The organism is Noviherbaspirillum cavernae (genome assembly GCF_003590875.1).
Classification (GTDB): domain Bacteria; phylum Pseudomonadota; class Gammaproteobacteria; order Burkholderiales; family Burkholderiaceae_D; genus Noviherbaspirillum; species Noviherbaspirillum cavernae.
The window spans coordinates 1612969-1624950 of record NZ_QYUN01000002.1; the positions used below are offsets into that span (position 1 = coordinate 1612969).

At 52.9% G+C, this 11982-nt stretch carries 10 protein-coding genes and 1 tRNA gene; 10 read left to right on the forward strand and 1 reads right to left on the reverse strand.

Going from position 1 to position 11982, the window contains the following annotated elements:
- The first annotated feature begins 2 nt into the window (after positions 1 to 2).
- The 8 genes from der (at position 3) to D3870_RS07615 (ending at position 8306) form a co-directional block, all read left to right on the forward strand.
- Positions 3 to 1346: a ribosome biogenesis GTPase Der gene (gene der, locus D3870_RS07580; RefSeq protein WP_119737979.1), complete on the forward strand. Its 1344-nt coding sequence runs from the start codon at positions 3 to 5 to the stop codon at positions 1344 to 1346.
- A 119-nt stretch (positions 1347 to 1465) separates the two neighbouring features.
- Positions 1466 to 1702, forward strand: coding sequence for an RNA chaperone Hfq (gene hfq / locus D3870_RS07585; protein ID WP_119737981.1), 237 nt, complete (start codon positions 1466 to 1468; stop codon positions 1700 to 1702).
- A gap of 27 nt (positions 1703 to 1729) precedes the next feature.
- A complete protein-coding gene (gene hflX / locus D3870_RS07590; RefSeq protein WP_119737983.1) occupies positions 1730 to 2860 on the forward strand; it encodes a GTPase HflX in 1131 nt (376 codons plus the stop codon).
- 36 nt (positions 2861 to 2896) lie between these two features.
- Positions 2897 to 4192 carry an FtsH protease activity modulator HflK gene (gene hflK / locus D3870_RS07595; RefSeq protein WP_119737985.1) on the forward strand — a complete coding sequence of 432 codons (1296 nt, stop codon included), beginning with the start codon at positions 2897 to 2899 and terminating at the stop codon, positions 4190 to 4192.
- Complete coding sequence (gene hflC / locus D3870_RS07600; RefSeq protein ID WP_119741814.1) at positions 4192 to 5085, forward strand: protease modulator HflC; 894 nt, start codon at positions 4192 to 4194, stop codon at positions 5083 to 5085. The genes hflK and hflC overlap by 1 nt, the downstream gene beginning before the upstream one ends.
- A gap of 215 nt (positions 5086 to 5300) precedes the next feature.
- Positions 5301 to 6452, forward strand: a complete 1152-nt coding sequence (locus D3870_RS07605; protein ID WP_119737987.1) for an ATP phosphoribosyltransferase regulatory subunit — start codon at positions 5301 to 5303, stop codon at positions 6450 to 6452.
- Between the two features lie 4 nt (positions 6453 to 6456).
- Complete coding sequence (locus D3870_RS07610) at positions 6457 to 7755, forward strand: adenylosuccinate synthase (protein ID WP_119737989.1); 1299 nt, start codon at positions 6457 to 6459, stop codon at positions 7753 to 7755.
- A gap of 14 nt (positions 7756 to 7769) precedes the next feature.
- On the forward strand, positions 7770 to 8306 hold the full coding sequence (locus tag D3870_RS07615; RefSeq protein WP_119737991.1) for a phosphoribosyltransferase: 537 nt from the start codon (positions 7770 to 7772) through the stop codon (positions 8304 to 8306).
- 133 nt (positions 8307 to 8439) lie between these two features.
- Here D3870_RS07615 and D3870_RS07620 read toward each other — a convergent pair.
- Positions 8440 to 8526 (reverse strand) — tRNA-Leu (locus D3870_RS07620).
- Positions 8527 to 8674: 148 nt separating this feature from the next.
- On the opposite strand from D3870_RS07620, the gene rnr reads away from it, so the two are divergent.
- Both rnr and rlmB read left to right on the forward strand, forming a co-directional pair.
- Positions 8675 to 11110 (forward strand): ribonuclease R, encoded by a 2436-nt coding sequence (gene rnr, locus D3870_RS07625; protein ID WP_119737993.1) that lies wholly within the window; start codon positions 8675 to 8677, stop codon positions 11108 to 11110.
- Entirely contained in the window at positions 11107 to 11847 is a 741-nt protein-coding gene (gene rlmB, locus D3870_RS07630) for a 23S rRNA (guanosine(2251)-2'-O)-methyltransferase RlmB (protein ID WP_119737995.1), read from the forward strand. Before rnr ends, rlmB begins: the two co-directional genes overlap by 4 nt.
- Positions 11848 to 11982 lie beyond the last annotated feature (135 nt).

The following is an 11982-nucleotide window of genomic DNA, read 5'->3' on the forward strand; positions in this document are numbered from 1 at the left end:
TGATGAAGCCGGTTATTGCATTAGTAGGCCGACCGAATGTCGGTAAATCCACGTTATTCAACCGGCTTACCCGGTCGCGCGATGCACTTGTCGCCGACCTACCAGGATTGACTCGCGATCGGCATTACGGCGAAGGTCGTGTCGGCGAGCGGCCATTCCTCGTCATCGATACCGGTGGTTTCGAACCGGTTGCCAAAGACGGGATCATGCATGAGATGGCCAAGCAGACGAAACAGGCTGTGGCGGAAGCGGATGTGGTTATTTTCATCGTCGATGGCCGTCAGGGGCTGACTCCGCATGACAAGACGATCACCGATTTTCTTCGCAAATCCGGTCGTTCCGTCATGCTCGTGGTTAACAAGGCCGAGGGCATGAAATACACTTCGGTCGCATCAGACTTTTACGAGTTGGGCCTGGGCGATCCCTATGTCATTTCTGCCGCCCACGGAGATGGCGTGGCGGATTTGGTGGAAGAGTCTTTGAACCTCGCATTCGCCCAACGACCGGTCGACGATGAAATCGAAGAGTCCAGCAGCAAAGGCATCAAAATCGCCATCGTTGGTCGCCCCAATGTCGGCAAGTCCACACTGGTAAACGCGCTTCTTGGCGAAGATCGCGTTATCGCATTCGACATGCCCGGTACTACCCGCGATGCCATCGAGATTCCTTTCGAGCGAGATGAAAAACAATACACATTGATTGACACTGCAGGCATACGCAGGCGCGGCAAGGTATTTGAGGCGATCGAGAAGTTTTCCGTAGTCAAGACCTTGCAGTCGATTTCCGAAGCCAACGTTGTGCTGTTATTGCTTGATGCTCAGCAAGATATCTCTGAACAGGATGCCCATATTGCCGGCTTCGTACTTGAATCTGGTCGTGCACTGGTTGTCGGAATAAATAAATGGGATGGCTTGACCGCTGACCGCAGGGATGAAATCAAGATTGATATTGAACGCAAGCTGAATTTCCTGTTTTTTGCGAAATTCCATTTCATTTCGGCATTAAAGGTGACAGGGATCGGTCCACTGATGAAGTCAATTGACGCTGCCTATGCGGCGGCAATGGCAAAGCTTTCGACTCCAAAACTGACCCGTGCACTGATTGAAGCAATCGAACATCAACAGCCGCGGCGCAAAGGCTCGATTCGTCCCAAAATGCGCTACGCACATCAAGGCGGGCAAAATCCACCGATCGTCGTTATTCACGGTAATGCACTTGAGGCGATTGATGCCAATTACAGGCGCTATCTTGAAAAGCACTTTCGCGAAACTTTTTCTTTGGTCGGCACTCCATTACGTATTGAGCTGCGTTCAAGCAAGAATCCATTTGTCAAAGGCGAAAAATAGCCATTGCCTTGGCATTAAATGCAAAAATCGATTACAGTCGTAATTCACCATACTATTGGGCACTTGAAATTCACTCAAGTGCCTCCACCTCCTGATCACAACAACACAATGGAGCTGTCATGAGCAACAAAGGGCAACTACTACAAGACCCCTTCCTCAATGCCTTACGTAAAGAGCACGTACCTGTTTCGATTTACCTCGTGAACGGGATCAAACTCCAGGGCCATATCGAATCGTTCGATCAATATGTCGTCTTGCTGCGTAACACGGTCACGCAAATGGTTTACAAGCATGCTATTTCGACGGTTGTTCCCGCACGTGCGGTTAGCATCAGCACCGAGTCGGATACGGAATAACGAATCGTTGAACCAATCACTCATCCTATGCGCGCTGCTTTAGTCGGCGTTGATTTCGGCGAAGGCGACTTTACTGCAAGTCTGGAGGAGCTTTCTCTGCTGGCCAAATCGGCTGGGGCCGAACCAGTCATCACCATCATTGGCAAGCGTGGCAGTCCGGACGCAGCATTATTCGTTGGATCCGGAAAAGCTGACGAGATTGCGCAAGTCGCAGAAGACAAGCAACTCGATCTCGCGATTTTCAATCATGCATTGTCGCCGGCCCAGCAGCGTAACCTGGAGCGCCACCTCAAGGTGCGCGTCATTGATCGCACCAGTCTGATTCTCGATATCTTTGCGCAAAGAGCGCAAAGTCATGAGGGCAAGGTGCAGGTTGAACTGGCACAGTTGCAGCATCTGGCAACGCGTTTGATCAGAGGCTGGACGCACCTGGAGCGGCAAAAGGGCGGTATTGGCTTGCGCGGCCCGGGTGAAACCCAGCTCGAAACGGATCGACGCTTGCTGGGCGATCGGGTAAAGGCCTTGCGTGCACGGCTCGACAGATTGCAGCGTCAGCGCGAAACACAAAGACGGGCGCGCAGTCGCAACCAGACTTTTTCTGTATCTCTGGTCGGATATACAAACGCTGGCAAGTCCACCCTTTTCAATGCGCTTACCAAGGCACGCGCTTACGCAGCGGATCAACTGTTTGCGACACTCGATACCACTTCTCGTCGAATTTATCTCGGCGAGGCGGGCAATGTCGTGATTTCCGATACAGTTGGCTTTATCCGTGAATTGCCGCACCAACTGGTTGCCGCGTTCCGCGCCACGCTGGAAGAAACGATTCACGCAGACTTGCTATTGCATGTGGTCGATGCAGCAAGCCCGGTCCGAATGGAGCAGATCGATCAGGTAAATATGGTCTTGAAGGAGATCGGTGCAGACCACATTCCGCAGGTTCTGGTTTGGAACAAGATCGATATGGCAGGGCTCGAGCCGGCTTTGGAGCATGATGAATATGATAAAATCCGCCGTGTTTTCATCAGCGCGCAAACTGGGGACGGCATGGATTTGCTACGTCAAGCCATAGCCGAATTTGCGAAAATGAATGCTGTGGAGCGTCTTGATTGTCTGCCGGTTCGGGAGTCTCACGATGCACGAATCAATAATAACTAGCATTGCAACCCTCTAAATAAACCGGATAGCGACAGAATGCTCGTTCCTCTATTCAAAAAGATAGGTCTGAAGTTTTCATTGAACGATCCTCGCTGGGGGCGCGGCTCAGATGATAACAATGACCAGCAACAAAATCAGGATGGGAAAAAACCAGGTGACGGGCCTCCGGACTTGGACCAGTTATGGCGTGATTTCAACCAACGCCTGAATCGCCTGTTTGGAAACAAGAATGGCGGGCGTGGTAACGGTGGCGGCGGATTTACCCCCGACATGCGGGGAGCCAGTGTCGGAGTCGGCCTGATCGGCGCAATCATTGTCTTCTTGTGGATGGTGAGTGGGTTCTTCATTGTCCAGGAGGGGCAGACTGCTGTTGTTCTGACTTTCGGAAAATACAGCCACTCGACGCCAGCGGGCTTCAATTGGCGCTGGCCTTACCCCATTCAGAGTCATGAGATCGTCAACATATCCCAGGTGCGTACCGTGGAAGTCGGTTACCGTTCCAGCGTCAAGAACAAACAGGCACGAGAATCTCTGATGCTGACCGATGATGAAAACATCATTGATATCCAGTTTGCCGTGCAATACAAGCTGAAGAATGCCGCGGATTGGGTATTCAATAATCGCGACCAAGAGGAAATGGTTCGCCAAGTGGCCGAGACTTCCATTCGTGAAATCGTCGGCAAGAGCAAGATGGACTTCGTTCTGTATGAAGGACGCGAGAAGGTGGCACTGGACGTCAACATGTTGATGCAGCAGATACTGGATCGCTATAACTCGGGCGTTCAGATCACAAATGTCACTATGCAGGGGGTGCAACCGCCTGAGCAAGTGCAAGCGGCATTCGATGATGCAGTGAAGGCCGGTCAAGATCGTGAGCGGCAGAAAAACGAAGGACAGGCATACGCCAATGATGTGATCCCTCGGGCTCGAGGTGCTGCGTCGCGATTGATGCAGGAGTCGGAAGCCTATCGGGCCCGCGTGGTGGCAACCGCACAAGGTGATGCCTCCCGCTTCAAGCAAGTGCTTGTCGAGTATCAAAAAGCACCTGTTGTAACCCGTGATCGTATGTACTTGGAAACGATGCAACAAATTTTTGCCAACACGACGAAAGTCATGGTCGATTCCAAGAGCGCTGGCAATCTGCTCTATTTGCCTCTTGATAAATTGATTGCCCAGTCAGTCGCAAGCGATTCTGCTGCCAAAACCGGAGTGTCTCCGCAAGCAGGCGCAACATCTTCTCCCCAGGATCCTTTGCAGTCGTTGGAGCCGCAAAGGCAGAGAGATTCGCGCAGCCGCGATGGGCGTGACTCGCGTGATCGGGAGACACGATGATGAATCGCCTCATTTCACTGGCAATAATCGTTCTTATCGCCTTGTCGATTTTGCTTTCAACTTTATTTATTGTGGATCAGCGGCAATATGCAATCGTGTTTGCTCTCGGGGAAGTGAAGAAAGTCATTAGCGAACCCGGGCTACACTTCAAATTGCCGCCCCCATTTCAGAATGTGCTGTTTCTCGATAAACGGATCCTGACTCTGGATACGCCAGAGGCAGATCGTTTCATCACCGCCGAGAAAAAGAATATTCTGGTCGACGCATATGTAAAGTGGCGAATCGCCGACCCCAGATTGTATTTTGTCAGTTTTAGCGGCGATGAGCGTCGGGCAAATGATCGAATGAACCAAATCATCAAGGCGGCGCTGAACGAGGAAATCACAAAGAGGACTGTACGTGAGGTGATTTCGGGCGAGCGCGGCAAGGTGATGGATTCACTCCGGAAAAAGGTTGTTGATGAAGCCAAGCAGATTGGCGTCGAAATTATCGATGTGCGCTTGAAGCGCGTGGATTATGTCGAGCAAATCAATAACTCAGTGTACGACCGAATGAAGGCCGAGCGTATGCGCGTAGCAAACGAATTGCGCTCGACCGGTGCCGCGGAATCTGAGAAAATCCGCGCAGATGCTGATAGGCAGCGTACTGTTATTTTGGCTGAGGCCTATCGTGATGCGGAAAATATTCGGGGTGATGGTGATGCCAAGGCATCTCAGATTTATGCGCAGGCATTTGGTCAAAACCCGGAGTTTTTCAAGTTCTATCGCAGTCTTGAAGCATATCGAGGCAGCTTCAAGAATCGCCATGACATGATGGTAGTTGACCCGAGCTCGGAGTTCTTCAAATACTTCAGGGGTGCTGGAACGGGCCCGGCGCTCAACTCCAAAAAGTGATTTGGCGCGTTGACGATATTGTCGAGTAATCGCACATGGACTGAACCTGTCGAGAAGGTCAGTCCATTTGTCTTTCTCAAACAGCGGTGATTGAACTTCAACTGCACTGGTGATGAGGGTTCATATTCCGAGGTGAATGGGCGATCATCGAGCCAGATGGGCTAGATTGCGTCTGATTTTTTCATATCTCTTGAAGTAATTCTTCTTTTGTTGTTATGCCCAATTGGCTTCTCCCTGAAAATATTGCTGATGTTTTGCCATCAGAAGCGCGCAAGATAGAAGAATTGCGTCGTGCCTTGCTGGATAATTTTCGCCTGTACGGTTATGAGCTTGTCATGCCGCCGATGCTTGAGTACGTTGAATCTTTGTTGACGGGAACTGGTCAGGACATGGAATTGCGCATGTTCAAGTTGGTTGATCAGCTGTCTGGTCGGACCATGGGCATACGAGCGGATATGACGACACAAGTGGCGCGAATTGATGCTCATTTGCTTAATCGTTCCTCGATTACTCGATTGTGCTACACCGGCAGTGTGATGCATACTCGCCCATCCGGATTGCATGCGACGCGCGAACCGTTACAGATCGGCGCTGAAATTTATGGTCATGCAGGATTGGAGGCTGATGCCGAAGTGCAGGAATTGGCGCTTGCATCGCTTGCATTGGCTGGAATCTCGCATGTCCGTCTGGATTTGTGCCACGTTGGGGTGTTGCGTGCAATCATTGCCAATGATGAGAAGACAAAGCATTGCGAAGCGGCTTTGTTCGGCTTGCTGGAAGCCAAGGATATTCCGGGTTTGAAGGAAATTTCATCCAATTTTGACGACCTGACAAGGAACGCTTTGTTGGCGCTTCCAAATTTATATGGCGATGGGAAAACGATCGCGCATGCTCGTCAGGTCTTGCCTCAATTGCCTGGAATCACAAAGGCGTTGGACGATCTTGATTCTTTGATCAAGCTTGCCGGCACGACGGACGTGACAGTCGACTTGGCTGATTTGCGTGGCTACCATTATCACAGCGGTGCAATGTTCGCTGCATATGTGCCTGGGTTGCCGAATGCAGTGGCGCGTGGCGGACGGTATGATCACGTCGGAGAAGCATTCGGCCGCGCACGGCCGGCTACCGGTTTTTCAATGGATTTGCGCGAACTGGCACGTCTCATGCCGAGTGCCGGACGTACGCGCGCCATTCGCGCCCCGTGGGGTAAAGAAGCAGCATTGTGCTCGAAACTCGAAGAGTTGCGCAGGTCAGGTGAAGTCGTGATCCAAAGCCTGCCTGGGCATGAGAACGATCAAGACGAGTTCGATTGCGACCGTGCACTCGAACTCGAAAATGGAAACTGGATTTTGAGAAAATTAGGTTAAAAGTATGGCAAAGAATGTGGTTGTCATCGGCACCCAGTGGGGCGATGAAGGAAAAGGAAAGATCGTCGACTGGTTGACCGATCATGCGCAAGGCGTCGTACGCTTTCAGGGAGGGCATAACGCTGGCCATACGCTGGTGATTGGTGGGCAAAAGACCGCCTTGCAACTGATCCCGTCCGGCATTATGCGAGCCGGAGTTGCCTGCTATATCGGCAATGGCGTCGTCTTGTCGGTACCAGACTTGCTTCGCGAGATTGACAAGCTGCAGGCGAATGGTGTCGAGGTAGTGTCACGTCTGAAAATTTCGGAAGCCTGCCCGGTCATTCTTCCCTATCACGTTGCACTGGATGCCGCACGTGAGGCGGCCCGTGGCGCTGCGAAGATCGGTACGACGGGTAAGGGTATTGGCCCGGCATATGAGGATAAAGTGGCGCGTCGTGCGATTCGGGTTGCCGACTTGCTCAATGAGGAGCGTTTCGCGGAGAAGTTGCGCGATAATCTGGATTATCACAATTTCGTGCTCAAGAATTATCTCGGAGCACAGCCGATTGATTATCAGAAAACCCTGAGTGATGCGCTTGCAACAGTGCCTCGTATCGCGCCCATGGTGGCTGACGTCTCAAGTGCTCTTTACGCGTCGCACAAGGCGGGCGGAAATTTGCTGTTTGAAGGTGCGCAAGGAAGTTTGCTGGATGTGGATCATGGCACGTATCCATTCGTCACATCCAGCAATTGCGTGGCGGGCAATGCGGCTGCAGGCTCTGGCGTTGGTCCAAACATGCTGCACTATATTCTCGGTATTACAAAGGCATATACGACTCGCGTTGGCTCCGGTCCCTTCCCTTCGGAATTGCCAACCGATCAGGGGATTGGCAAACACTTGGCTAGCGTCGGTCATGAATTTGGTACCGTCACGGGGCGTGCTCGTCGATGCGGATGGTTTGATGCGGCTCTGCTGCGCCGATCAGTACAGATCAACGGCGTTTCGGGAATGTGCCTGACCAAGCTGGATGTGTTGGATGGATTGGATACATTGCAGCTATGCACCGGATACATGATTGATGGCAAAGCTGTCGATATCTTCCCGGTTGGAGCGGAAGATGCCGGAAGGTGTCAGCCAGTCTATGAAGAGATGCCGGGATGGAAAGAATCTACGGTTGGCGCGAAGTCGTTGGCTGCACTTCCCGCGAATGCTCGTGCGTACATTAATCGAATCGAACAACTTGTCGGCGTGCCGATTGATATGGTTTCAACCGGTCCGGATCGAGAAGAAACGATCGTTTTGCGGCATCCATTTGTGTAAGGGTAGAAGTGGAAATGCCCGTATCAGACGACAAGCACCTTTGGGTTTCCTGGGCGCAGTATCATCGCTCCATAGAGGAGCTTGTCAAACTCGTCCATGAATCGGGCTGGAAATTTAATCAGGTATTATGCCTTGCTCGCGGTGGCTTGAGGCCGGGCGACATTTTCTCGCGTATTTTCGATGTGCCGTTGGCCATCCTCTCTACGAATTCGTATCGTGCGGAAGCGGGGACGGTGCAAGGGGAGTTAGGCATTGCCAAGCACATTACGGTAACGAAAGGCACCGTGTCGGGAAAAGTGCTTCTGGTTGATGATTTGGCAGATTCCGGAGTGACGTTAAAGCGGGTGCAGGAGCATCTTCAATTTAATTTCCCCGGTGTAACTGAAGTGAAATCGGCAGTCATCTGGTGCAAGGCATGTTCGGTTCTGCGGCCGGATTACTATCTTGAATTCCTACCCACCAATCCCTGGATTCATCAGCCATTCGAAGAGTACGATAGCATGCGTCCGGCAGATGTCATTGCGCGCTTGAAGAGCGAACAGGAAGTCTAGCGCGCAGAACTTCATCCATGCCAGAACCATCCAAATAAAAGAAGTTCGGGTTTGAATGAAACGATATGGGTTCCGGAAAAAGGTGCCGATAAAACGAAAAACCCGTTGGCGAACCAACGGGTTTTTAGTGATTTGGTGCCCAGAAGAGGACTCGAACCTCCACAGTGTTGCCACCGCTAGGACCTGAACCTAGTGCGTCTACCAATTCCGCCATCTGGGCGATGCGAAAGACATGCATTATAGCTGAAATGATTTGGAAGTCAATCCATTCGGAAAGCAAATCGTCCACATTGTGAGTCGTTAGGTAAATGCTGTACTCCTCCGTTACACTAGACCATGTGCCAATAATAATTAACTGAAGTACCCATTTGAGCCAATATTCATACACCATCCCCAGCCGAGAGGAAATTCTCGGTATCTTACGTACCGCGACGGGCCCGCAAGATGTGAATTCCCTCGCCGCGGCTCTCGATGTTAAATCCGCAGAACTGGACGGCCTGACGCGCCGCTTGAATGCGATGGAACGTGACGGTCAGATCAAGCCGAATCGAAACGGCCACTATCAACTCGCACATCAGCCGAACTTTATCGAGGGCCGTGTCAGTGGTCATCGCGAAGGTTACGGTTTCCTGATTCCGGACGATGCCAGCGAAGATATCTTCCTACCCGAAAAGGAGATGCAGAAGGTTCTGCACGGAGATAGCGTGCAAGTGCGCATCGTCGGCACCGATCGACGCGGTCGTCCCGAGGGAACCATTGTCGAAGTGGTCGAGCGCGCAAATGCATATGTCATCGGACGCTTGCTGAATGAGAATGCTGTCTGGATCGTGGCGCCGGAAGACAAGCGAATCGGTCAAGACATACTTTTGGCGGGTTCTCCTGGCAAAGCAAAAACCGGGCAGGTGGTCAGTGTCGAGTTGACTGAGCAGCCATCACGATTTACCCAGCCGGTCGGCAAGATCGTCGAGGTGCTCGGGGATATAGACGATCCGGGAATGGAAATCGAAATCGCAGTGCGCAAGTATGGCGTGCCGCATGAGTTTTCCGAAGCGGCAAAAAAGCTTGCCGCGAAGCTGCCAAACGAAGTGTACGAAGCGGATTTGGCCAGCCGGGTTGATTTGCGCGACATTCCACTGGTGACGATCGATGGTGAAGATGCGCGGGATTTCGATGATGCGGTGTATTGCGAGCCGGTGAAGATCGGCCGCAGCAACGCATTCCGCCTGATCGTTGCCATCGCAGATGTCAGTCATTACGTCAAACCGAACGACGCGCTGGACGTCGATGCAATTGAGCGCAGTACTTCGGTGTATTTCCCCAGACGCGTGATTCCGATGCTGCCGGAAAAGCTGTCGAATGGATTGTGTTCCTTGAATCCGGACGTCGACAGACTGACACTGGTGTGCGATGCGATCATCACCTCGAAAGGCGAAATCAAGGCGTACCAGTTCTATCCTGCGGTGATTCACTCGGCGGCGCGCCTCACCTACACGGAGGTGGCAGCGATTCTTGCCAATACCAAAGGCACGGAAGCGGCAAAACGGCAAACACTGGTGCCGCATCTGTTGCACCTTTACGAAGTGTTCCAGGCATTGCTCAGGGCGCGACAAGCGCGTGGTGCGATCGACTTCGAAACCACGGAAACCTATATCGTGTGCAATGCCGCAGGCAAGATTGAACAAATCCTGCCTCGAACGCGCAATGATGCGCACCGGTTGATTGAAGAATGCATGCTGGCGGCGAATGTCTGTGCCGCCGATCTGCTGGAACGGAACAAGCAGCCCGGCGTGTTTCGCGTCCATGCGGGGCCGACCAAGGAAAAGCTGAATCAGGTCAGAACGTTTTTGAAGCAGGCCGGCTTGCATCTAGGCGGCGGCGACAGCCCTTCGGCGTCCGATTATGCTGAGCTGCTGCCGAAGATCAAGACGCGCCCGGATGCCATATTGTTGCAGACAATGCTGCTGCGTTCGATGCAGCAGGCAGTCTATAGCCCAGAAAACATCGGGCATTTCGGCTTGGCGTATGAGGCCTATGCCCACTTCACCAGTCCGATTCGCCGCTATCCGGATTTGCTGACCCATCGCGCAATCAAGGCGATCCTGCAGGGAAAACGCTACGAGCCGAAGGGCATCGATACCGCTGTGCTGAATACGATGCTGTCGCCGGCGGCGCGCAAGATGCAGGCACAGGACAAGGCTGCAGGCAAGAAAAAGGCAGAGGGTGACATCGCAATCTGGGAGGCGCTGGGTATTCACTGCTCCGCCAATGAGCGTCGTGCCGATGAAGCATCGCGCGACGTTGAGGCGTGGCTGAAGTGTTATTTCATTCGCGACAAACTTGGCGAAGAGTTTACGGGAACGATTGCCGGCGTTGCGCCGTTCGGTATTTTCGTGCAGTTGGACTCGCTCTTTATCGAGGGGTTGGTGCATGTCACCGAGCTGGGGGCCGACTATTTTCAGTACGATGAAATGAGGCATGAGCTGCGCGGAGAGCGCACGGGTATTCGCTATCAGTTGACGGATCGCGTCACTGTTCAGGTAAGCCGCGTCGATCTGGATGCACGCAAGATCGATTTGCGTCTGGTGAGCGAACCGGGCATCCGCACCGTCTTGAAGAACGAAGCAAGGCGAGCCGAAGTCGAGCAGACGCGAGAGAAGAAGGGCGACCAGAAGGCGGTGCGCACCAGAGAAGCCGCGGTAAAGAACGGAAAGCCGAAGCGTGCGAAATCGGCGACCAGCGGGACTAAAAAAGCGCGTTCGGTCAAAACGAGCACCAAAACCGGCAAGAAAAAGCGTCAACAATGAAAAGTAAAATGATTTTCGGCTTTCACGCTGTGACTGCACGCCTGCGTCATGAAGCATCTTCGGTGGAAGAGATCTATATCGACGCCAGCCGTCACGACCGTCGCATGCAGGAACTGTTACGCGCTGCTGAAGCTGCGAAGGTGCGCATCATCCACGCGGATGATCAGCGTCTCGACAGAATGGTGGGAACGCGACGGCATCAAGGCGTGGTTGCGAAAGCAGGTGAATTGTCGTTGGCGCGTAACCTCGACGAATTGCTGGATGCTATTGAAGGCCCGCCACTGTTGTTGATACTGGATGGGGTAACCGATCCGCATAATCTCGGCGCTTGTTTGCGCGTCGCTGACGGCGCTGGTGCGCATGCAGTGATCGCGCCCAAGGATCGTGCCGTAGGGCTGAATGCCACCGCTGCCAAAGTGGCAAGCGGTGCGGCCGACACGGTTCCTTACATTACGGTCACCAATCTCGCCCGCACGCTGCGCGAACTCAAGGAACGCGATATCTGGCTCTTCGGTACGACCGACGATGCGGAAAAAACCATCTATGACGTGGATTTTTCAGGTCCTGCTGCACTCGTCATGGGTTCCGAAGGAGAGGGCATGCGCCGTCTTACACGGGAGAATTGCGATGTGCTGGCCAGCATTCCGATGTCCGGTGCGGTCGAAAGCCTCAATGTGTCTGTTGCGTCCGGTGTTTGTCTTTATGAGGCGCGCCGCCAGAGGATGTCTGTGCGCTGAGAAATGCAGCGTACGGCGCAAGCGCCTGCGAATTTCCGCTTTCGCCTGCGTGGCCATGCACGCAATGCCGTTGCGTTTGTTCCCTGATGCCGCAATCAGCAAGGCTTTGCGCTACGCGTTAACATTACATTCTCG